The organism is Nonomuraea sp. NPDC050540 (assembly GCF_044457485.1).
Taxonomy (GTDB): Bacteria; Actinomycetota; Actinomycetes; order Streptosporangiales; family Streptosporangiaceae; genus Nonomuraea.
This window is the reverse complement of sequence record NZ_JBITHA010000001.1, coordinates 586556-608524: the sequence shown is the minus strand read 5'-3', so window position 1 is coordinate 608524 and position 21969 is coordinate 586556. Positions and strand designations below refer to the sequence as shown.

The 21969-nt window shown below is 70.8% G+C and carries 17 protein-coding genes; 9 read left to right on the top strand and 8 right to left on the bottom strand.

What is annotated here, in order from left to right; translation table 11 throughout:
- Positions 1-26: 26 nt before the first annotated feature.
- The 6 genes from ACIBI5_RS02750 to ACIBI5_RS02725 form a co-directional block, all read right to left on the bottom strand.
- Positions 27-2672, bottom strand: coding sequence for a PEP/pyruvate-binding domain-containing protein (locus ACIBI5_RS02750; RefSeq protein ID WP_397242468.1), 2646 nt, complete (start codon positions 2670-2672; stop codon positions 27-29).
- A gap of 529 nt (positions 2673-3201) precedes the next feature.
- On the bottom strand, positions 3202-4095 hold the full coding sequence (locus tag ACIBI5_RS02745) for an alkaline phosphatase family protein (protein ID WP_397242466.1): 894 nt from the start codon (positions 4093-4095) through the stop codon (positions 3202-3204).
- A gap of 329 nt (positions 4096-4424) precedes the next feature.
- Positions 4425-5198 carry a sugar phosphate isomerase/epimerase family protein gene (locus ACIBI5_RS02740; RefSeq protein WP_397242464.1) on the bottom strand — a complete coding sequence of 258 codons (774 nt, stop codon included), beginning with the start codon at positions 5196-5198 and terminating at the stop codon, positions 4425-4427.
- Between the two features lie 179 nt (positions 5199-5377).
- Positions 5378-6367, bottom strand: a complete 990-nt coding sequence (locus tag ACIBI5_RS02735; protein WP_397242462.1) for a LacI family DNA-binding transcriptional regulator — start codon at positions 6365-6367, stop codon at positions 5378-5380.
- 702 nt (positions 6368-7069) lie between these two features.
- On the bottom strand, positions 7070-8224 hold the full coding sequence (locus ACIBI5_RS02730; protein ID WP_397242460.1) for a hypothetical protein: 1155 nt from the start codon (positions 8222-8224) through the stop codon (positions 7070-7072).
- 144 nt (positions 8225-8368) lie between these two features.
- Positions 8369-9808, bottom strand: a complete 1440-nt coding sequence (locus ACIBI5_RS02725; protein ID WP_397242458.1) for an FAD-dependent monooxygenase — start codon at positions 9806-9808, stop codon at positions 8369-8371.
- Positions 9809-9971: 163 nt separating this feature from the next.
- On the opposite strand from ACIBI5_RS02725, the gene ACIBI5_RS02720 reads away from it, so the two are divergent.
- The 5 genes from ACIBI5_RS02720 to ACIBI5_RS02700 all read left to right on the top strand — a co-directional run bounded on the left by ACIBI5_RS02720 (position 9972) and on the right by ACIBI5_RS02700 (position 14951).
- Positions 9972-10283, top strand: a complete 312-nt coding sequence (locus tag ACIBI5_RS02720; RefSeq protein WP_379613865.1) for an ArsR/SmtB family transcription factor — start codon at positions 9972-9974, stop codon at positions 10281-10283.
- A gap of 45 nt (positions 10284-10328) precedes the next feature.
- Positions 10329-11192: a hypothetical protein gene (locus ACIBI5_RS02715; protein ID WP_397242456.1), complete on the top strand. Its 864-nt coding sequence runs from the start codon at positions 10329-10331 to the stop codon at positions 11190-11192.
- 60 nt (positions 11193-11252) lie between these two features.
- The gene (locus tag ACIBI5_RS02710; protein WP_397243777.1) at positions 11253-12410 is read left to right on the top strand and encodes a thiolase family protein; all 1158 of its coding nucleotides are present in this window, start codon (positions 11253-11255) and stop codon (positions 12408-12410) included.
- On the top strand, positions 12407-14479 hold the full coding sequence (locus ACIBI5_RS02705) for a 3-hydroxyacyl-CoA dehydrogenase NAD-binding domain-containing protein (protein WP_397242454.1): 2073 nt from the start codon (positions 12407-12409) through the stop codon (positions 14477-14479). Before ACIBI5_RS02710 ends, ACIBI5_RS02705 begins: the two co-directional genes overlap by 4 nt.
- A 97-nt stretch (positions 14480-14576) precedes the next feature.
- Positions 14577-14951, top strand: coding sequence for an SSI family serine proteinase inhibitor (locus ACIBI5_RS02700; protein WP_397242452.1), 375 nt, complete (start codon positions 14577-14579; stop codon positions 14949-14951).
- Between the two features lie 41 nt (positions 14952-14992).
- On the opposite strand, the gene ACIBI5_RS02695 is transcribed toward ACIBI5_RS02700, so the two are convergent.
- The gene (locus ACIBI5_RS02695; protein WP_397242450.1) at positions 14993-16468 is read right to left on the bottom strand and encodes an amino acid permease; all 1476 of its coding nucleotides are present in this window, start codon (positions 16466-16468) and stop codon (positions 14993-14995) included.
- Between the two features lie 131 nt (positions 16469-16599).
- Positions 16600-18498 carry a 1-deoxy-D-xylulose-5-phosphate synthase gene (gene dxs, locus ACIBI5_RS02690; protein WP_397242448.1) on the bottom strand — a complete coding sequence of 633 codons (1899 nt, stop codon included), beginning with the start codon at positions 18496-18498 and terminating at the stop codon, positions 16600-16602.
- Positions 18499-18636: 138 nt separating this feature from the next.
- Between dxs and ACIBI5_RS02685 the strand changes: the two genes are divergently transcribed.
- From ACIBI5_RS02685 to ACIBI5_RS02670, 4 genes are all read left to right on the top strand, one after another.
- Positions 18637-19458, top strand: a complete 822-nt coding sequence (locus ACIBI5_RS02685; RefSeq protein ID WP_397242446.1) for a neutral zinc metallopeptidase — start codon at positions 18637-18639, stop codon at positions 19456-19458.
- Between the two features lie 103 nt (positions 19459-19561).
- Entirely contained in the window at positions 19562-20329 is a 768-nt protein-coding gene (locus tag ACIBI5_RS02680; protein ID WP_397242444.1) for a neutral zinc metallopeptidase, read from the top strand.
- A gap of 68 nt (positions 20330-20397) precedes the next feature.
- Entirely contained in the window at positions 20398-21135 is a 738-nt protein-coding gene (locus tag ACIBI5_RS02675; RefSeq protein ID WP_397242442.1) for a neutral zinc metallopeptidase, read from the top strand.
- A 41-nt stretch (positions 21136-21176) separates the two neighbouring features.
- Positions 21177-21965, top strand: coding sequence for a neutral zinc metallopeptidase (locus tag ACIBI5_RS02670; protein ID WP_397242440.1), 789 nt, complete (start codon positions 21177-21179; stop codon positions 21963-21965).
- Positions 21966-21969: the final 4 nt, after the last annotated feature.

Sequence of the window (21969 nt, the reverse complement as noted above, 5' to 3'; positions counted from 1 at the left end):
CTTGGCCGTGCTCCTTCGTGATCGTGTCACGCGCGTTCATGGGTGATCGTGTCTGCGGCTTCCTGGGTGATGGTTCCGGCGGCGCCGTCCACGGTGACGGTCTCGCCGGTCGTGACGCGCTCGGTGGCGCGGGTGACGCCGACCACCGCGGGGATGCCGTACTCCCTGGCCACGACCGCGCCGTGTGACATGGCGCCGCCCATCTCCATCACCAGGCCGCCCGCCGTCAGGAACAGCGGCGTCCAGCCCGGATCCGTGGACGGGCAGACCAGGATCTCGCCCGGCTCCAGGTGCGCGCCGGCCGGGTCCATGACCACGCGGGCCGGGCCGGTCGCGATGCCCGCCGAGGCCGGGGTGCCGGTGATGGCGCCCTCGGCGGCGGCGATCGACAGCGCCTCCGGTTCGGTGCCGTCCGACAGCAGCAGGCGGGGGACGTGCCTGCGCCGCTCCTCCCGCTCGTGGGCCGCCTTGCGCCCGGCCACCAGTCCGCGAAGGTCGTCCTCGCTCTTCGCGGGCTGGAGGGCGGTTCTGGCCTCCTGGAAGGTGAGGAAGTAGATGTCGTCGGGGGTGCCGAGGACGCCCTGCGCCACCAGGTGCTCGCCGACGACGCGCATGCTCCGCCGTACCCCTGCCAAGATCAGCACCGCGTAGTACTTGGGCAGCTCGCGCAGCCCGCCGAGACGGCGGGTGCGGTCCAGGGCGCGGCGGACGATCGCGGCGCGCCACCGGCCCTTGCGCGCGGCGGCGGCAGCGACGCGCTCGACGGCGGCCTGCGCTTCGGCGGCGCCGCGCGCGAACAGGGCGTCGGGCGCGAGGCGGTCGTCCATGCGCAGGTAGTTGGCCAGGACGCCGATGATGTGGGACGGATCGTCCGACCAGCGCTTGACACCGAGGTCGATCTCGGCGACGCCGCGGTGACCGTAGGTGGCGAGGAAGCCGGAGATGGCCTCCTGGGTCACACGGGGCAGTTGTCCTGCCTGGTAGAGGCGGGTGACCTCCTCGACCGACCGGTCACCGAACGGTTCGATGCGCGTGGCCAGCCGCCACAGTTCCATGTCCATCTCGGTGGTCGGGTTGTGGGGCATGCTCCGCAGGACGTCCTGCATGTCGGAGATCGGCACGCCCGAGAGCTTCGACGCCAGCCCGAACATCCCGTACCCCACGAGCACGATCGGCATGATCGAGAAGATCATCGGGAAGGTGGCGCCGAGCAGGCGTTCGGCATGGTCGATCCGTGCCTGCGGGGAAACGTCCTCCGGGAGTTCCAAGCGCCGCGTGAGCTCGTCGCCGACGCGCCGCGTGTAGGTCAGCGCGCGTTCGGGCCGCGTGAGCGCCCACCGCATCCGCCGCGGCGCGCCCGCCGCCCGCGCGATCCGCCGCGCCGCACGAAGGAACGGCCGCCGCGACGGGTAGGTCATCGACAGTCTCGGGTCGTCCATCAGCGCCTTGAACAGCACCGCCGTGCGCGCCTCCGCGACAGAGAGCACTCTCGGCAGTACGGCGCGGCCGACGCGGCTGCGTGCCGCCTTGGTCAGGTCGACCCAGAGCCGCTGCCCCGCCTCGACCACCGGGCCGGCGCCCTGGTGGGGGTCGGCCGGCGGGTACCCCGCCATCCTGGCCGCGCCCGCGCTCATCAGCTTGATGCCCGCGCTCCCCATCGGCGTGAACGGCCCCATGACCCCCTGTGCCACGTTGATCGAGAAGAACAGGCGCAGCCCGTCGTGTCCGGTGCCGGGCGGGGTCTGGGGCAGGGTCTCGGGCACTGGATAGAGCGTGGTGATCGGCCGCGCCTGCGTCAGCCAGAGCCGCCCGCCGGCGTCGATCGCCCACTCGGTGTCCTGCGGCGCGCCATAGTGTCCCTCGACCCGGGCCCCGAGCTCGGCCAGCGCCCGCACCTGCGCGTCGGTGAGGCAGAAGCCGTCGACGTCGGTCTCGACGCGTTCGGTGCCGCCGCCGGGCAACGACCTGATGGCGATCTTCTTGTCACCGGCGTGGCGTTCGCGGATCTCGGCCGTGGCCACGTCGACCACGAACCGGTCCGGATTCACCGCCCCCGACACCACCGACTCGCCCAGGCCGGGACTGGCGTCGATCACCGCTTCCCGCCTGCGGCCGGTGACCGGGTTCGCGGTGAACATCACCCCCGCCACCTCCGCGTCCACCATCGCCTGGACCACCACCGCGATGCGGACCGCCGCGTGGTCGATCCCGTTCGCCTCGCGGTAGGCGACCGCCCGGTCCGTCCAGAGGGAAGCCCAGCACTTCCGCACCGCCCGCAGCACGTCGTCCGGCCCCACCACGTTGAGGAACGTGTCCTGCTGGCCGGCGAAGCTCGCGAACGGCAGATCCTCGGCCGTGGCCGACGACCGCACCGCCACCGGGGCCGACTCCCCCAGCCCCGCGTAGGCCTTCCTGACTTCCTCGGCCACCTCGGCGGGGATGGTGGTTTCCAGGAGGCGTTGCCGCGCCTTCGCCGCCAGGTCGCCGCCTTGGGCGATGACCTCCTGGAGTCCCGCGGTTTCCGCTGCCTGGTGGTAGGCGTCCGTGGTCAGTACCCAGCCTTGGGGGACCGGTAGGCCCGCCCTGGTCAGCTCACCCAGGTTGGCGGCCTTGCCGCCTGCTTCGGCGAGCATGCCGGCGTGGATCTCGGAAAACTCCAGTGCGGTCTTCATTCGCCGTCCTCCTGAGAGACACCCTTCGTTCACAGTGTGGCGCGTGGATGGCGAGAATTCAACAAGCGATGAAAAACTTGGGCAGAACGAGGCCACTCCTCACGCCACGCGGCCCTTTCAACGTGCAGTCACCTGCCAGACGCCTCTCTCCCGACACGCGCCCCCTCGCAACGATGCTTCCCCGCGTGGCGCGCCTGCCCTCGGGCGTGGACCTCCTCACACCACAGGACCTTCACGACATGCGCCTCGCGGTCCGTGGCCCTCGCAGTCGGTGGGCCCTCTCGGTCCGTGGGCTCTCGCGATTGGTGGGCTCTTGCGGCACGTGGCCTCTCTGGCGGGTACGGCGCCTGGGGCGGCGCGTCTACATGGGCAGGCGGAGCCCCGGAGTCGGGAGGCAGGCGCTCGCGACCCTGGAGACGCGCTTGGGGTCAAGGCGGGCGCGTGAAGCGGGCGCCCTGGAACCCCCGGGCGGGTCGGCGGTTCCCGGGCGGGTCGGCGGTTCCCGGGCGGGTGGCGGATCTCGGGTGGGTTAGAGGGGGAGGGGGTGGCCGTCCAGGTTCCAGGCGGGGGTGGGGGTGATGCCCAGCTGGGCCAGGGCGGTGGGGGCGATGTCCACCAGGCGGGCCTCTGGGAGGGTGCGGCCGCCGAGGTTCTCGCCCAGGCGGGCGGCGATCACGAATGTGGTGCGTTCCTCGGGAGAGACCCCTCCGTGACCGCCTTCGTCCAGGTGGCCGTGGTCGGTGGTGACCAGGATGGTCCAGCGTTCCGCGGGGTAGGAGGAGCGGTTCTTGATCGAGGTGAGGACGCGGCCCAGGTAGTTGTCCTGGGTGTGGAGGGCGTCGGCGTACTCCGGGCAGTGGGGGCCCAGGCGGTGGGCCACCTCGTCGGTGTCGCCGAAGTAGACGAAGGCCAGGTCGGGAGCCTGCTCGGCGAAGTGGCGTTCGGCGGCGTCGGCTATCTGCCTGTCGCCCTCGGTGAAGGTGATCGCGAAGCCGTCCAGGACCACGCGGGTGTCGATCTTCTGCCCGAACGCCCCGTGCTCGGCCAGCGCGGCCCACGAGAACAGGGCCGAGGTGGTCAGGGCGGGGTCGGCCCGCTTGGCCCGGGTCAGGAAGTCCGGATATTTCGCGAAATCAGGAGCGGTGAAGCTGTTATCCACCACGCCGTGCTTGTCCGGCCACACACCGGTGGCGATCGACGACCACCCCGGCCCCGAGTCGGTCCTGGACGCGATCGACCTCTCCCCCAGCCGCATGACCTCCCCCTTGGCCCCCGTGGAGACGGCCCCGGCCTCCCCATACGGCAGCAGGCTCGTCCCATGCGCACCGGTATCGAGCAGTTCCCCCAGCACCTTGGGACGCAACGCCAGCAACCGGTCGAACCGCAGGCCGTCCATGCCGACGACAAGCACCTTGTCCTTCACGCGACTCCCCTCTCCCACCACCGCAACAACACACCGCCGCCGCCACCCTACGCGCGCCCCACCCACCCCCCAACGCCACCCTGGACCGCCAAGGCCCGCCGCATGCCACGGACGGCCGCCTCAGGACACAAACCCAGCCGCATCCCACCGGAGACGGCGCACCGCGCACCGGCGGGCCACTACTGGGCAGCGGGCGGGCGGCGGGTGCCTGGAGGACTACAGGGGCTGGTGGGCAGGTGTGGCGCCGATGCGGGCAGGCGGAGGGCTCCAGGGTCGGCCGGCTGCGGGCAACCGGGTGCCTGGAGGGGCGGCGGGTCGGGTGAGCGGGGTCAGGGCTGGTAGCGGCGGACCCATTCGGCGGCACCGGGGAGGATGTCCTCTACCGGGGCGACCTGGGGGTACCAGGTGCGTTCCCACTCCAGCGACACCCACCCGTCGTACCCCGCCGACTGGAGCAGGTCCCCGCACTCGTCCAGCGGCACGGAACCCGACCACATCGGCACCGGTGTACTGTCGTTGGCCGACACCGCGTCCTTGACCTGCACGTACGCCAGGTGCGAGCCCAGGGCGGACAGCGTGTCGGCCGGGGATTCGCCGTGGCGCCACGGGTGAAGGAGGTCCCAGAGGGCGCCGGTGGTGTCCGGGGAGCCGGCGGCGTCCAGGAGTGCGGCGACCTTGGCGCCGGTGGCCATCAGGTCGTGGGTTTCCACGAGGACGCGCAGGCCGAGCTCGCGTGCCGTACCGGAGACCGCCTGGAGGCGGCGCGCGCCCACGGCCGGGTCGTCGCCGCGCGGGAACACCCGCACGCCCGGCGCCCCCAGGTCGGCGGCGAGCTTGAGGTCGGCGAGGAGCGCCTCGATGAGGGGTTCGTCGGGACCTGGCTCACATACGCGTACATAGCCTGCCAGGGCGGAGATTTCCAGACCCGCGCTCTCCACCGCCTTCCGCGCCGCCGCGCGCTCGTCGCGGCTCAGTCCCGCGTGTACGCCGGTGTCGGGGTGCAGCCGCAGCTCCAGCCCCTGGCAGCCGTGTCCCAGGGCCACCTCGATCGCCCGGTCGAGCTTGTCGCCCGGCATTCCCAGCGTGCTGACGGACAGTTTCACAGTGTTCTCCCAAGGGGGTGGTGGCACGCGCGCCGCCGATCAAGCGACACGCGGGAGTACGGCGGAGCCGCCGCCGTACCGGCACAAAGGACCCGAGCCGCAACCGCACGGATCTGGGGTGTGGACAACGGCGGGCAAGGAGGTCGGGTGCGGGCCCACGGCGGCGAGGGGTGCGGGCATCAGAGCGGGCGGACGCTTTCGCGCAGGACCACCTCGCCGCGCACCGGCTCAACCACGGGCTTGTCGGCCGAAGTGAGGGCCAGCTCCAGGGCCCGCGCACCCATGTCGGCCAGCGGCAAGCGCACCGTCGTCAACGCGGGCGCGTGGTCGCGCAGGGTCGCGATGTCGTCGAACCCCGCCACCGACACGTCCTCCGGCACCCGCACGCCCCGCTCCCTGTAGGCGGCCAGCGCGCCCACGGCCATGACGTCGTTCACCGCGAACACGCAGGTCGCGTCGCCCGTCTCCTGCGCCGCCTGATAACCGCCGTCGCGGTCGAACGGGCCGTGGACGATCCGGGGGCGCGGGAGTCCGAGTTGTTCGAGAGCGGTGACGAATCCGGCGCAACGGTCCGCGGCGGTCATGAGCCGCGGCGGGCCCGCGAGCACCGCGAACCGCCGATGCCCCAGCCCCGCCAGCGAACGCGCCAGCGCCGCCGACCCCTCCCCGTTGGCCGGGGCGACGGTGTCGACGCCGAGCAGGTCCTGGCCGACGCAGGCGACCCGGCCGCCGCTGGACAGGTAGCGGTCGAGTTCGGCGCGCAGCCGTCCGGTGACCTCGGGATCGTCGAGCCGCGAACCCACCAGCAGCACCGCCCGCACGCGCTGCGCGTTGAGCGTGGCGACGTAGGCGATCTCCTGCTCGGGGTCGCGGTGGGTGGTGCCGACCATGACCAGCAGCCCTTCCCCGGCCGCGGCCCGCATGACCCCGTCGGCCAGCGCCGCGAAGTAGGGGTCGGTGAGATCGTGCACCACGATGCCGATCACGTTGCTGGCACCGCGGGCAAGGGTCTGGGCGGCGATGTTGGCCCGGTAGCCGAGCTCGTCGGCGGCCTGCTCGACGCGGGCACGCAGGCCGGCGCCCACCTGGCGGGTACTGCCGTTCAGCACACGCGAGGCGGTCGCCAGCGAAACACCCGCCTGCCTCGCCACATCTTCGAGGGTGACCACGACACCTCCTGGAAAGCGATTTCCCAGTGTGCCAGACTCTCCCCTCCCCGCGCCGCCCCTCTCCCCGTGCCTCCCGCTCTCCCCGTGCCTCCCGCTCTCGCCCGCGCGTCTACCTCTCACCCCCGAACCCACCACCATCCGTTACGGCCGGCCACACCCCCACCACCCGCCGACGCCCGCCGGCGCCGATCGGGGGGATCGCTTCTCACGTCGGACGTGGCACTCGCCGCCACGGCGATCCGTCAGCCCGCCAAGTGGCGACCCCGTCATCCAGCTAGGCCGCGCCCAGGAAGCCGGCCAGCAAGACGACCCACTGACCGGCTACCGCATGTTGGCCGGTCTCCGGAGGTTGGCCTGTCTCCTGGTGTTGGCCGGTGGCCGCATCCTGGCCGGTTACGGCATCTTGACCGGTAACCGCATCGCCGTTGTGGCGGGGACCCCGTCCGACGTGAGAAGCGACCCCCACGACACGCACGCTCACGTCGGCGGGTGGCGGTGGGGCGGCTGTGCCGTAACGGATGGCGGGCTGAAGGGACCGCAACCGGGAGCAACCCCCACGCGATGCCACAACACACCGCGGCCCGCACAACACCGCGGAGGCACCGTCCACACCGCAGCCCGCATCACAGCGCAACGCGGGCGGCCGGGGCCGCCCGCGTTGGGGTTCCGCGGCTCGTCCTGCCAAGCGAGCCCCGGAGGTCGTCAGCCGAACAGCCAGTCCAGGAGGCCGCCGGGCTTCTTGCTCTCCGTCGGCGCGGGGACCGGAGCGGCGGTGGTGGGGGCCTGGGCGGGCTGGGTGGTCTGCTTGGCCGAGGGGGCTTCGGTGGCGCGCGGCTGCTCGGGGTCGTTGGCGTTGTCGGTGACCGGGTCCTTGGGGTCCGGGGCGCGAGTGCCCTTGGAGGTCGCCTTGGGGGTGGGGTCGGCGTCGCGGGTCGGGGTCGCGCGGGGAGCCGGGGTACGGGTGGCTCGGGCGCGGCTCACCGTGGGCGTCGGGGTGACCGACTCGGACATGTCGGGTTCGGGGGTGGCCTCGATGGGCTGGTCCGCCGGGTCCTCCGTCTCCTCGGCGGGCGGGGCCACCGGGGTGCTCACCTGGCCGGCGCTTGAGCACTGCGCGCCGCTGCAGGGCTCGGAGCCGGAGCCGGTCAGCATCCAGCCCGCGCCCACGCCGATCACCACGATGGCCGCCGCCGCGACGATCAGCATCTTGGTACGGCGCCGCACCTCCCCCTGCCCTTGGTCCTGCTCGTCGGAACCGCTCCAGCCCGAACCGAGGAAGCCCCGGCGCGGCTCGTCGTCATCGCCGCCGAACGGGCGCTCGTAGGACTTGTCCAGCGGCAGGTATCCGGGCTCGTTCTCGTCGCGGTCTCCGTCGGGCCCTGCTACGGCGTCGTAACCGGCTCCCGCGGCTCCGGCGTCGTATCCAGGTCCCGTCGTGCCGGCCTCGTAGCCCGCCGTTCCGGCCTCATAGCCCGTGCCTGACTCGAAACCCGTGCCGGCCTCATAGCCGGTGCCGGGCTCGTAGGCCGTGCCGGGCTCGTAGCCGGGCGTGCCGGAGTCGTAGCCCGCCACGGCGTCGTAGGCGGTGCCTGCCGGGCGGTCCAGGCCGTGGTCGGCGCCGGTGTTCAGGTCGAGCGGGTCGGCCGGGTCGGGGTGGCTCTTCAGGGCGCTCTGGTCCAGGAGGATGTCCTGGTGGACCAGGGCGTCCGGCTCGGGCAGATGGTAGGTCTCCGAACGCTCCCCGGGCGTGCCCGGGTCGCCCGGCAGGTGGTAGGTCTCGCTGAGCACGACGGCCGGCTGCTCGTCGGTGTCCGCGGCGTCCGTCTCCCACCGGTCGGAGAGCACGTCACCGGTCATGTCCGGGTTTAACGACCTGCCCTGCTCGTCCTCGAATGGTCTGTCCTTCTCGTCGCGCGACACGGTGTACCTCTCTAGCTACCGGGTGTGGATCGCGACCTTCCTAACAGACTCCACCACCTCCTGTCCGGAAATTTCACTCGATCACCACAAATAGTCGTCCGTAACAGGTTTGAACCAGCGTCCCAGTGCTTCACCCAGCGTGTCCGCCCCGGCCCGAGAGGTCCACGCCACGTAACCGTCGGGACGGATCAACAGGGCCTCCGCCTCGTGTTCCGCCCGGCCGCGCACCACCTCCACCGGCCAGCCGGACACCGCCTCGACGAGATCGTCCCGCCCGGCCAGGTCCAGGAGAAACGGTCGCCCGCCGCGCAGCAACTCTGTCAGCCGTATGTCGCCGTCTTCGGTCTTGACCGCCAGATCGGGGGCCATCCGCCCCGCCCCCGGCACGCCGACGTCGTAGGCGGTGTCGACGCCGCTGATCATCCCGCTCAGGTAGGTGTTCACCTCGTCGAAGCCCATCAGCTCCGCGAACAGCTCCCGCAGCGGATCCACCGACGGATCCGGGTTGGCCAGCGCCGTCTGGGCCCTGACGTTCCAGAGCACCCGCGCCGCCACCGGGTGCCGCTCGGCGTGGTAGCTGTCGAGCAGCCCGGCCGGCGCCCGCCCCCGGACCTCCGCCGCCAGCTTCCAGCCCAGGTTGACCGCGTCCTCCAGTCCGGTGTTGAGGCCCTGCCCACCCCACGGGAAGTGCACGTGCGCCGCGTCCCCGGCCAGCAGGACCCGGCCGGTCCGGTAGCGCTCGGCCTGCAGGGCGGCGTCGCCGTACCGGGAAAGGGCGCGCGGATCGCGCATGGGCACGGGAACGCCCGCGATGTGCTCGGCCGCCTCCCGCAGCTCCTCCAGCGTGACCGGCGCCTCCCGGTCGGCGTGGGGCGCGCGGAAGTCATAGGTGGTGATCCGGCTGTGCCCGGCGGGATTCACCCAGGCGATCAGCCAGCCACGGGGCGTGCGGTGGTAGCCCCCAGGAAGCCCGTACGGATCCTCCAGCCGCACATCCCCCATCAAGGCGGCCACCCGGGCCCCCGTCCCCGTGAACGGGATCCCGGCGGCCTTCCGCACCACACTCCGCGCCCCGTCGGTCCCCACCACGAACCGGGCCGCCACCTCCCGCCCGCCGGCCGTCACCACCACCCGGTCCTCATGTTGAACCAGCTCCGTCACCTCCTGCCCCCGCCGGATCTCCGCCCCCAGCCCCGCCGCCCGGCGCGCGAACACCCGCTCCGCCCACGCCTGCGGGCTCCCCACCAGACTGGGCCCGTCCCCGGCCACCGCCCCGAGATCGAGCCCGAACATCCCGGAGAAGTGGAACCGCAGGCTCCCGTAGCTCGCCCTCCCGACGGCCTCCAGCAGCCCGCGCCGGTCGAGGCTCTGCGCCGTCCGCGCGTGCAGCGTCCCCGCCTTGGACTCCCCCGTCGGTACGGCCAGCCGCTCCAGCACCAGCGCCCGCACCCCCTGCAACCCCAGCTCCCCGGCCAGCAACATCCCGACCGGCCCGCCGCCCACGATCACCACGTCATACATCCGAACCTCCTCAGCCGACTCCCCCACCCGAACACCACAACCCCCACCCCGGTTTCACGACCCGACGCCACCGGAAGCCGACACCGTTTGTCAGTTCGGAATCCTCGTACGGACGTACCGTGCCTGTCAAATCACTGTTCGGGAGATGCGTACAATGGGCCGTATGTTGCATCCGACACGCGACCAGATCGACCTGGTGGATGTGATGGCCGCCATCGGGCACCCGGTCCGCGCCGCGATCGTGCGGAAACTGGCCGCCTCGGAAGAGGAAGAGTTCTGCGGCTCGATCCTGCCGGATGTGCCCAAGTCCACCCTGACCGCCCACTGGCGGGTGCTGCGCGAGAGCGGCGTCATCTGCCAGCGCCCCGAGGGCCGCAAGCTCTTCATCAGGCTCCGCCGCGCCGACCTCGACGACCGCTTCCCCGGCCTCCTCGACCTGATCGTCTACGAAGGATCTAGGGCTCCATCCGAGTAGCCCGTTCACCGGCACGGACACGCTCGGTGACGCCATCATGACGTCATGCTTTCGACCGAGATCTTCCCCCTCCCCGGCGCACGGGTGGTGACCGGGCTGCGCACGCACGCCAGGGCCGCGCGCCGGCTCGCGCTCATCGCGCTCTCCGGTTCGATCGCGCTGCCCGCCGCCGTCCAGATGCTCGCCGAACGGGCCGCGACCAGGGAGGAGACACTGCCGTACGCCGTCGCGGCACTCCTGCTCTCCCTGGCCTCCCTGCCCGCGCTGGCGGCGACACAGGCGGTGTGGGGCGTGCGCATGCGCCGGGTGCGGCGGCGTGAGCTGGAGCTCTACGCCGTCACCGGCGCCCCTCTCACCCGCGCCCTGAGCCGGCTCGGGGTCGCCGCGTGCTGGACCGTGACACTGCTGCTCGGCTACACGGTGCCGCGCCTGTTCCGCGAGTCCGGCCTGTACGGCACCGCCGACACCCTGACCCGCGCCGTCGACCTCCTCACGCTGGCGGGCTACGTGGCCGCGGCCTTCTTCGCCGCCTGGTGGGCCCGAGGCGCCCTGTCCACCCTCGCCGGCATCGCCCGCTCCGGCCACTCCCCAGGCGACCCCTGGGACCCGGACCACGCCAGACCCCCCACCGAACCGAACCGGCCCCGCGCCGGCCGAAGCGCCGCCCCGGCCGGCACTCCGACGCTGCCCTTCACGGCACCCATGCCGGCGACTACGACATCGGCGAAGCCGTACCGGATGAAAGCGGCGATCAGGACCGCGAGGCGCCCCGCGGTCACCTGGACCGCCACCGCGCTGGCCGTGATCGCCCTGCTCGGCGGCCGGGCGCATCTGTGGGAGCCCGCCGCCCTCACGGTGGGCGCGCTCCTGCTCGCCGCCCTCGTCTGCGGAGTAGTTACTGGCGAGTAGCATAGGCTCGGAAGCTGTCCAGCAACGAGGAGCGAATCCGTGCCTTCCTCTCGTGACGTCGTGTTCGTCGACGGCGTGCGCACGCCTTTCGGCAGGTCAGGGCCGAAGGGACTGTACGCGGAGACCCGCGCGGACGACATGGTCGTCCGCGTCATCCGCGAGCTGATCCGCCGTAACCCCAATCTTCCGCCCGAGCGGGTGGACGAGGTCGCGATCGCGGCCACCACCCAGATCGGCGACCAGGGCCTGACCATCGGGCGTTCCGCCGCCGTGCTGGCCGGGCTGCCCAAGAGCGTGCCGGGCTACGCCATCGACCGCATGTGCGCGGGCGCGATGACCGCGGTGACCTCGGTCGCGGGCGGCATCGCGTTCGGCGCCTACGACGTGGCCATCGCCGGCGGCGTCGAGCACATGGGCCGCCACCCGATGGGCGAGGGCGTCGACCCCAACCCCCGCTTCCTGTCGGAGAAGCTCGTGGACGGCAGTGCCCTGGTCATGGGCATGACCGCCGAGAACCTCCACGACCGCTACCCGGAGATCTCCAAGGAGCGGGCCGACGCGTACGCGGCGCTGTCGCAGGAGAAGGCGGCCAAGGCCTACGCCGACGGCAAGATCCAGCCGGACCTGGTGCCGACCGCGATCCGGACGGCGGAGAAGGGCTGGGGGCTGGCCGTACAGGACGAGGCTCCGCGGCCCGGCACGACCGTCGAGGCGCTCGCGGCGCTGAAGACGCCCTTCCGCTCGCACGGCCGGGTCACGGCGGGCAACTCCTCGGGCATCAACGACGGCGCGACCGGCTGCGTCGTGGCCGCCGCGGACGTCGCCGAGGAGCTCGGCCTGGACGCGAAGATGCGCCTGGTCTCCTACGCCTTCGCGGGCGTGGACCCCGAGGTGATGGGCGTGGGCCCGATCCCGTCGACCGAGCGCGCGCTGCGCCTGGCCGGTCTGAACATCTCCGACATCGGGCTGTTCGAGATCAACGAGGCCTTCGCCGTGCAGGTGCTGGCCTTCCTCGACCACTTCGGGATCGACGAGGACAAGGTCAACCCCTACGGCGGCGCCATCGCCTACGGCCACCCGCTGGCCTCCTCGGGCGTGCGGCTGATGACGCAGCTCGCCCGCCAGTTCGCCGAGCGGCCCGACGTCCGCTACGGCATCACCACCATGTGCGTCGGCATGGGCATGGGCGGCACCGTGATCTGGGAGAACCTCGCATGAGCGTGAACGTGACGGAGCTGTTCAAGGACGAGGTCGTCACCAAGGCGCTGGTACGCGACGTCGAGCTGCCCGGCGGCGCCGGGACCATGGCGCTGATCACCCTGGACAACGGGTTCGACCACACCAAGCCGAACACGTTCGGGCCCGGCGGGCTGACGTCGCTCGGCGCGGCGCTGGACGGGATCGCGGCGCGTACCGATCTGGCCGCGGTGGGTGTGACCGGCAAGCCGTTCATCTTCGGTGTCGGCGCGGACCTCAAGGGCGCGGCGCTGGTCCGCGCGCGCGAGGAGGCCCTGGAGATCGGCCGGCTGGGGCACGAGGTGTTCCGGCGGCTCGGCGAGCTGCCCGTGCCGTCGTTCGCGTTCGTGAACGGCGCGGCCATGGGCGGCGGCCTGGAGATCGCGCTCCACTGCACGTACCGGACCCTTTCCTCCGGGGTGCCCGCGCTGGCCCTGCCGGAGTGTTTCCTCGGCCTGGTGCCCGGCTGGGGCGGCACGCAGCTGCTGCCCCGCCTGATCGGCCCGGCCGCGGCGCTCAAGCTCATCATCGAGAACCCGCTGTCGCAGAACCGCATGCTCAAGGGTCGCGACGCGTTCGAGCTCGGGGTGGGCGACGCGATGTTCGAGCCCGCCGACTTCCTGGAGGAGTCGCTCCGCTGGGCCTCCAAGGTCCTCAAGGGCGAAATTTCCATCGAACGCGCGACATATCCGGATGCCGACTGGGAGAAGGCCGTCAACGACGCCCGCTTCCTCGTCGACATGAAGCTGCGCGGCGCCTCCCCCGCCCCCTACCGGGCCCTCGACCTGGTCGCCCTGGCCCGCACCGCCACCCGCGACGAGGGCTTCGCCGCCGAGGACGAGGCCCTGGCCGACCTCCTCATGGGCGACGAGCTGCGCGCCGGCCTCTACGCCTTCGACCTCGTCCAGCGCCGGGCCAAGAAGCCCGCCGGCGCGCCGGACACGTCGCTGGCCCGCAAGGTCACCAAGGTCGGCGTCGTCGGCGCCGGGCTGATGGCCTCGCAGATGGCGCTGCTGTTCGCCCGCCGCCTGGAGGTGCCGGTCGTGCTGACCGACCTCGACCAGGCCAGGCTCGACAAGGGCGTCGGCTACGTCCACGCCGAGATCGGCAAGCTCCTGTCGAAGGGCCGGATCTCCGGCGACCAGGCCAACCGGCTCAAGGCCCTGGTCAGCGGCTCCCTCACCAAGGACGCCTTCGCCGACGCCGACTTCGTCATCGAGGCCGTCTTCGAGGACATGGCGGTCAAGAAGAAGGTGTTCGCCGAGGTCGAGGCACACGTCTCCGCCGAGTGCGTGCTGGCCACCAACACCTCCTCACTGTCGCTGAGCGAGATGGGCGCCGAGCTCCGGCACCCCGAGCGGCTGGTCGGCTTCCACTTCTTCAACCCGGTCGCGGTCATGCCGCTCCTGGAGATCATCCGCGGCGCCGGCACCTCGGACGCGACCCTGGCCACCGCCTTCGCGGTCGGCAGGTCACTGCGCAAGTCGTCGGTGCTGGTCAAGGACGCGCCCGCGTTCGTGGTCAACCGGCTGCTGACCCGCTTCATGGGCGAGGTCATCGCGGCCGTGGACGAGGGGACGCCGCTGGAGGTCGCCGAGCACTCCCTGGACGACCTGGGCCTGCCGATGTCGCCGTTCGCGCTGCTGCAGCTCGTCGGTCCCGCCGTCGGCCACCACGTGTCGGAGACGCTGCACGCCGCCTTCCCCGGGCGGTTCGGCGTCAGCGGCAACATGGCCAAGCTCGTGGCCTCGGGCAAGCCGGGCGTCTACGCGCCCGACTTCTCGCTCGACCCCGAGGCCGTGGCGCTGTTCGCGGGCGGCACCCGTCCGTCCACCGCGCAGGAGGTACGGCGGCGCGTCCTCCTGGCCCTGTCCGAGGAGATCCGGCTCATGCTGGAGGAGGGTGTGGTGGCCGCCGCCCAGGACATCGACCTGTGCATGATCCTGGGCGCGGGCTGGCCGTTCCATCTGGGTGGCGTCACGCCGTACCTGGACAGGGCGGGCGTCTCCCAGCCCCGCTTCCTGGAGCCCGGCGTCGCCTCCGTGCCGTAGGAGGCCGTAGGAGACGGAAGGGCCTCGTGTCACGGGGCCCTTCCACCCCGGAAGAAGTAGCGTGTGTGACCTTGCCCGTCCGAGGAAGGGAACACATGTGAAGACGCTCGCGCTCGTCGTGCTGGCCGGTGCCGTGGTCTTGGGGAACGCCGCCCCGGCAGCCGCCTCGCAACGGCCCCGCGCGACGTTGAAGATCAGCGTCACCGCAGGGGACACCACCAAGGCAGTCCGGCTGACCTGCGACCGGGACGGCGGGAACCATCCGTCGCCGCGGGCGGCCTGCCGGCTGCTGCGCTCGGTCAAGGGCGATCCGGCCAAGCTCAAGAACGACCGGGCCATCTGCACCAAGGAGTACCTGCCGCACAAGGTCAAGGTCGCGGGCACGTGGCGGGGCAAGAAGGTCGCCTTCACCCGTACGTTCGGCAACGGCTGCCTGATGAAGGCCGCGGGACGGGCCGTCTACACCTGGTGAGTGAGCCGGGGCCGTGCCACGCGAGCACGGCCCCGGGCCGGTCAGTGGGGCTTGATCCCCGTGGGCAGGCGCTGGGCGCGGCTGTGGCGGTAGCCGTACAGGAAATAGAGGGCGGCCCCGATCACCATCCAGATGAGGAAGCGCAGCCACGTCTCCACCGGAAGGTTGAGCATCAGGTAGAGGCAGGCCAGCACCGACAGGATCGGCAGCAGCGGGACGAACGGCGTGCGGAAGGCGCGGTGCAGGTCCGGGCGGGTCCTGCGCAGGATGATCACGCCGATCGAGACGACGACGAACGCGAAGAGCGTGCCGATGTTCACCAGTTCGGCCAGCGCGCCGAGGGAGATGAACCCGGCCAGCAGAGCCGTCACCACGCCGATGATGATCGTGAGGCGGGCGGGCGTGCCGTACTTCGGATGGACCTTCGCCAGGCCGCGCGGCAGCAGGCCGTCACGGCACATCGCGAACAGCACCCGGCTCTGCCCCAGCATGAGGATCATCACCACGGTGGTGAGGCCGGCGATGGCGCCGATGCTGATCAGCGCGGCGGCCCAGTTCTGGCCCACGGCGGTGAACGCGTCGGCGAGCGGCGCCCGCGTGCTGAGTTCGCTGTAGGGCTGCATGCCGACCACGACCAGCGAGACCACCACGTACAGCACCGTGCAGACGACCAGCGAGCCGATGATGCCGCGCGGCAGGTCGCGCTGCGGCTGGATGGTCTCCTCCGCGGCCGTCGCCACGATGTCGAAGCCGATGAACGCGAAGAACACGATTGCGGCGGCCGAGAAGATGCCGATCACGCCGAAGGCCACCGGGGTGATGCCGAACAGCACCTGGATGAGCGGCGCCTTCAGTCCCTCGACGGCCGGTGTGGAGATCGGGTCGGGGATGAACGGCGTGTAGTTGGCCGCGTTGACGAAGAACAGCCCCGCCACGATGACCAGCAGGATCACCGCCACCTTGATGATCACGATGATCAGGTTGACCCGCGAGGACAACTTGATGCCGGCCACCAGGATCGCGGTCAGGATCAGCACGATCACCATCGCCGGCACGTTGACCACCGGGCTGTCGCCCGCCATCCAGTCCGGCAGCGTGAGCCCGATCGACTGCAGCAGTGAGGCGAAGTAGCCCGACCAGCCGACCGCCACCACGGCCGCGGCCAGCGCCATCTCCAGCATCAGGTCCCAGCCGATCACCCAGGCGGGGAACTCGCCCAGCGTGGCGAAGGAGAAGGTGTACGCAGAACCCGCCACGGGCAGCGTGGAGGCGAACTCGGCGTAGCAGAGCGCGGCCAGCCCGCACACGACGGCGGCCACGATGAAGGACAGGGCCACCGCGGGTCCCGCGGTCTGCTTGGCCACCTGACCCGTGAGCACGAAGATGCCGGTGCCGACGATCACGCCGATGCCGAAGACCGTGAGGTCGACGGCGGTCAGGCGCTTTCTCAGCCGGTGCTCCGGCGCCTCCGTGTCCTGGATCGACTGCTCGACGCTCTTGGTGCGAAAGATATCCACGATCAGTCAGTGCCCGTTTACCCCGCTGTCATGCCTTCTCTCGCGCATCACGAACGGCCCCGATCCCCCGGCGACCAGGTACTTTCCGGACAACGTGCCGCCGTGCGAGGTGAGCACGGCGGCGCTCGGGGTCAGTTGCGGGCGGTCGGGCTTTCGATCGGGGCGCCGCGCTTGGCGATCGCCTCGGTGATCTCGCGGGCGAGGTCTTGTCCGGTCAGCCCGATCTGGCCGAGGATCTTGGCACGCTTGGCGTGGTCGAGGAAGCGCTGCGGGATGCCGTAGGAGCGGACGGGCACGTCCACGTCGGCCTCGCGCAGCAGCCGCGAGACCGCGTCGCCCACGCCGCCGACCTTGCCGTTGTCCTCGACCACGGCCACCAGCTTGTGGGCCCCCGCCGCCACCACCAGGGCCTCGTCGAGCGGCTTGACCCAGCGCGGGTCGACGACCGTGGCGGTGATGCCCTGGGCGTCGAGCAGCTTGGCCGCGTCCATGCAGATGTGCGCCATCGGGCCCACGCCGACCAGCAGCACGTCGGGCTCGCCCGAGTCGGCCACCCGCAGCAGGTCCATCTCGCCCAGCTTGCCGACCGGCTCGATCGTCTCGGCCAGCGCGCCCTTCGGGTAGCGCAGCACGGTCGGGCCGTCCGTGGTGGCGACGGCCTCGCGCAGCAGTTCGACGATGCGCTCCCCGTCGCGCGGCACGGCGATCCGCAGTCCGGGGACGACCTGCATGATGGACAGGTCCCACATGCCGTTGTGGCTGGCCCCGTCGTCGCCGGTGACGCCCGCGCGGTCGAGCACCAGGGTGACCGGCAGCTTGTGCAGGGCGACGTCCATCAGCAGCTGGTCGAAGCCGCGGTTGAGGAAGGTGGCGTACACGGCGAACACCGGGTGCATCCCGCCGAGCGCCAGGCCGGCGGCGCTGGTCAGGGCGTGCTGCTCGGCGATGCCGACGTCGTAGATGCGCTCGGGGTAGGCCTCGGCGAAGGCGGCCAGGCCCACCGGGTGGAGCATGGCGGCGGTGATGCCGACGATGTCGGAGCGCTCGCGGCCGAGCTTGACCATCTCCTCGCTGAACACGTCGGTCCAGATGCGGGGCTTCGGCTTCTCCCGCCCGGTCGACTTGTCGAAGGCGCCGGGACCGTGCATCTGGTCCTCGTCGTGGTTCTCCGCCGGGGAGTAGCCGCGGCCCTTCTGGGTGAGGGCGTGGACGATGACCGGGCCGCCGAAGTCGCGCGCCTTGCGCAGCGCGGCCTCCATGGCCTGCTCGTCGTGGCCGTCGATGGGGCCCAGGTACTTCAGGCCGAGGTCCTCGAACATCACCTGCGGGGCGATGACGTCCTTGACGCCCTTCTTGATCCCGTGGAGGGCGTCGTAGAGGACGGGAACGTTCCCGATCTTGTCCTTGACGAACTCCAGCATGTCCTCGTAGCGGCGGTTGACGCGCAGCGAGGACAGATGGGAGGCCAGCCCGCCGATGGTCGGCGAGTAGGAGCGGCCGTTGTCGTTGACCACGATGACGACGGGGAGGTCCTTGATCGCGGCGATGTTGTTGAGCGCCTCCCAGGCCATGCCGCCGGTCAGGGCGCCGTCGCCGATGATCGCCACGACCCTGCGCTCGCGATCGCCGCGCAGCTTGAACGCCTTACCGAGCCCGTCGGCGTAGGACAGCGCGGTGGAGGCGTGGGAGTTCTCGACGAAGTCGTGCTCGGACTCGGCCTGGCTCGGGTAGCCGGACAGGCCGCCCTCCTGCTTGAGCGCGTCGAAGCCGGCGAGGCGGCCGGTGAGGAGTTTGTGGACGTACGCCTGGTGGCCGGTGTCCCAGATGATCGGGTCGCGCGGGGAGTCGAAGACCCGGTGCAAAGCGATCGTGAGTTCCACGACACCGAGGTTGGGCCCCAGGTGTCCGCCGAAGCGCGCGCACGAGTCGACGAGCGTGTCGCGGATCTCCCCCGCGAGCCTCGGCAACTGCGCCGCTCCGAGCCTTCTGACGTCCTCCGGACCCTTGATTGAGCTCAGCAGCCCGCTCACGGAATCAGCCCCTCCTGCTCGTGCTCGCCACTGCGCACGAGTCTAGTTCGTGCCCCCGGCGCTGACTGCATCGAGTCAAATCAGCCCACATTTGTCCGATCTTGACCTAGTCTTTCCCTCACTATGAACACTCTCCCCATGAGGAAACTCTCGTCACTCGTGGCCGCTGGGCTGGTGCTTGCTCTGGCGGGCGTGGGTACGGCGACCGCCGAAGCGCAGCCCGCCAACCAGGGGGCGCAGCTGCAGCAGGCAGCGCCGCCCCGTGGCAAAGCAGCCGCGACGGCGAACCCGCTCTACCGAACCGGCCGGCTCGCCGACTCCAACTGTTCTCCCGGCAGCCTGCCCCGTGGCAGCACCGCCGCCTACAAGCGCTTCCTGCAGCGCGTCACCAACTGCCTGAACGCCTCCTGGAGCAGCCAGTTCCGCAAGGCGGGCCTGTCGTTCAGCAAGCCGCGCCTGCGGATCATCACCAAGAAGGTCCGCACCGCCTGCGGCCCGTGGAGCGCGGGGGCCGACGGCCTCTACTGCTCGGGCGACCGCACGATGTACATGCTGATCACCAAGACGCAGCTCCGCAACCCGTACGCCCTGGGCATCACCCGCCTGATGGCGCACGAGTACGGTCACCACGTCCAGCAGATCTCCGGCATCTGGAACTACTACTGGGCGGCCCGCAACAGCTCGGGCAAGTCGATGCAGCTGCAGCTGTCGCGCCGCTCGGAGCTTCAGGCCGAGTGCTTCTCCGCGGTCTTCATGAACACCGTGGCCGACTCCCTGCCCGTCGACCAGGGCGAGTGGGACCGGACGGTCGACTGGTTCCGCAAGAACGGCCACAAGGCCTGGGCCCAGAACGACCACGGCAAGGGCTCCTCGCAGGCCGCCTGGATGAACCGGGGCTTCAACTCCGGCCAGGTGGGCGCGTGCAACACGTGGAAGGTCTCCGCCCGCTACGTCGCCTAGCCTGCTAGGCCCGAAATATCGTGACATTGCGGCCCGTGCCCCTCGCGGCACGGGCCGCAATGTGCTTTACCAACGGCATATGCGCCAAATAAGGTGCCTTCTCATGCGTACCCCCATTTTGGCGCTCATTTCCGGCGCCCTGGCGAGCGTGCTGTTCACCGGTGTGGCCCACGCCGCTCCCCCCACCTACTCACCGGTGCTGACCAAGAACCCGGTCTACAAGACAGGTGCGCTGGAGCTCAAGGAATGTGACGAGCAGCCGGTCCAGAGCGGGGACCTGGACGACGCCCGCGTCTACCTCGAGTTCCTCATGGACTGCCTGAACGAGTCCTGGAGCAGGCAGCTGGCCAAGAAGAACATCCCGTTCGCCAAGCCGGGCTTCGAGGTCATCGCCAAGCCGGGCGCGCGGACCTCGTGCGGGAAGTTCCCGGCGGGCGCCCAGGCCATCTACTGCCCGAAGAACAAGAAGATCACCTTCCTGCTCGACGAGGCGATCCTGGCCGAGCCGTTCGAGCTGTTCCTGATGGAGGTCCTGGCCCACGAGTACGGTCACCACATCCAGCAACTCACCGGCATGCTGAGGGTCGTCGACAACCTCAAGGGCAAGAGCAAGGCCCGCGTGTACGACGAGAGCCGCCGGGTGGAGCTGCAGGCCGAGTGCCTGTCGGGCGCGTTCATCGGCTCGGTCTGGCACTCGCTGGGCCGGCGCGAGTTCGACTTCCGCTACATCGTGAAGGTCGCCGAGAACGGCTACGACTTCCGTTCCCACGGCAAGGCCAAGAACATCGCCTGGTGGCTCAAGCGCGGCTTCGACGCCGAGTCCCCCAGCGCGTGCAACACCTGGGCGGCGCCGAAATCCCGGGTCTCCTAACCGGAGCGCCCCGAACTGGTCTAGGATCCGCGATCGTGCGACTTCCCCTTATTGCGGCATCTGTGTGCATGATCGCGGGTCTGACCATTTCCGGTACGGCCAGCGCCTCGGCAGAACCGGCGGCCGCCGTGCCGCCCGCCGTACTGACCCAGAACAAGATCTATCGCTCCGGCACCACGTCGGCGCTCTCGTGCGCCATTCCGGAGATCCGCCGGGGAAGCGCCGCCTCGCTCCGAGCCTTCCACACCGGGATGGCCCGGTGCGCCGACCGCTTCTGGACGGCCAGGTTCAAGGCCGCGGGGCTGCGGTACACGCCGCCGAAGGTCCAGGTGACGACGGGCAGCCGATCGGTCTGCGGGAAGATCACCAGCAACGGCGCGCAGTACTGCCCGCAGCAGCGCACGGTCGCCATCCGGATCATGAAGCGTGACCTGACCGACCCGTTCAAGATGAACATCGCGCACTCGGTCGCCCACGAGTGGGGACACCACGTCCAGCACCTCACCGGCATCCTGACCGCGCAGAACGCCATGTACTGGCGCTCGTCGGGCAGCGCGCGCACGATCCTCAGCCACCGCCTGGAGATGCAGGCCGAGTGCTTCGCCGGCGCCTTCTACAGCTCCACCCTCGATTCCATCGATCCCGGCATCACCTGGGACCAGTGGATGGAGTCGGTCAGCAGGGCCGGGGAGAGCAAGACCCACGGCCGGCCGGCCAATCTCGCCTATTGGCAGAACCGCGGTTACGGCGGTCGTTCGGCGCAGTACTGCAACACGTGGAAGGCGGGAAAGTCACGCGTTCTCTGAATGGCAATTGATTGTTAAGCAGGACGTATCACACTTTCTCCATGAGGTTCCCCCTTTATGCCGTGGTGTCGGTCCTTCTGGCCGGGGTAGTCCTGGCCGGCGCGACGGGCACCGCGGCCGCGTCCGCGTACCCGATCAAGAGTGCCGTCCTCACCCAGAACAAGATGTACCGGACCGGCGCGCTCGCGCCGGGCGCCTGCGTGGAGAAGCCGGTCGCGGCGGGGAGCGTCGCGCAGGCCAAGGCCTACGTCCGCACCGTCCACACCTGCCTCAACAAGGCGTGGCGCGCGCATTTCACCGGCGGGGGGCTGGAGTTCGGGCAGCCGTCGCTGACGTTCGTCACCAAGAAGGGCGCCCGCTTCTGCGGCGAGAAGTGGGCCGACCAGGCGGGCAGCTACTGCGTCAACACGCGGCGCTTCGCCATCAGCCTTGACGACAAGATGCTGGAGGACCCCTCGGACCTGTTCCTCATGGACGTGGTCGCGCACGAGTACGGGCACCACCTCCAGAACATCGCCGGCCTGCACCACGCCTACCTCTACGAGCCGTACCGGAGCAAGAAGGAGGAACTGGAGCAGACGCGCCGGTTCGAGCTCCAGGCCGAGTGCCTGGCCGGGGTCTTCATGGGCAGCGTGTGGGAGTCGCTGGACCGGACCGAGGACGACTGGGACTACCTGCTGGACATCGTCAAGAGCTCCGGCGACGAGACCACGAAGATCAAGGACCACGGCAAGGGCGGGAACCAGCGCTACTGGCTCGACAAGGGCTTCACCGCCGCCGCCCCGTCGGCCTGCAACACCTGGACCGCCCCCGCCTCACGGGTCGCCTAGGACG

What these genes read in the sequence shown, in the direction of transcription:
- ACIBI5_RS02715 (WP_397242456.1), top strand. Translation starts at nt 10,329, where the DNA reads ATGCTTTCGACCGAGATCTTCCCCCTCCCCGGCGCACGGGTGGTGACC.
- ACIBI5_RS02680 (WP_397242444.1), top strand. Translation starts at nt 19,562, where the DNA reads ATGCGTACCCCCATTTTGGCGCTCATTTCCGGCGCCCTGGCGAGCGTG.
- ACIBI5_RS02670 (WP_397242440.1), top strand. Translation starts at nt 21,177, where the DNA reads ATGAGGTTCCCCCTTTATGCCGTGGTGTCGGTCCTTCTGGCCGGGGTA.
- ACIBI5_RS02675 (WP_397242442.1), top strand. Translation starts at nt 20,398, where the DNA reads ATGATCGCGGGTCTGACCATTTCCGGTACGGCCAGCGCCTCGGCAGAA.
- ACIBI5_RS02720 (WP_379613865.1), top strand. Translation starts at nt 9,972, where the DNA reads ATGTTGCATCCGACACGCGACCAGATCGACCTGGTGGATGTGATGGCC.
- ACIBI5_RS02725 (WP_397242458.1), bottom strand. Translation starts at nt 9,808, where the DNA reads ATGTATGACGTGGTGATCGTGGGCGGCGGGCCGGTCGGGATGTTGCTG.
- ACIBI5_RS02750 (WP_397242468.1), bottom strand. Translation starts at nt 2,672, where the DNA reads ATGAAGACCGCACTGGAGTTTTCCGAGATCCACGCCGGCATGCTCGCC.
- ACIBI5_RS02730 (WP_397242460.1), bottom strand. Translation starts at nt 8,224, where the DNA reads ATGACCGGTGACGTGCTCTCCGACCGGTGGGAGACGGACGCCGCGGAC.
- ACIBI5_RS02685 (WP_397242446.1), top strand. Translation starts at nt 18,637, where the DNA reads ATGAGGAAACTCTCGTCACTCGTGGCCGCTGGGCTGGTGCTTGCTCTG.
- ACIBI5_RS02705 (WP_397242454.1), top strand. Translation starts at nt 12,407, where the DNA reads ATGAGCGTGAACGTGACGGAGCTGTTCAAGGACGAGGTCGTCACCAAG.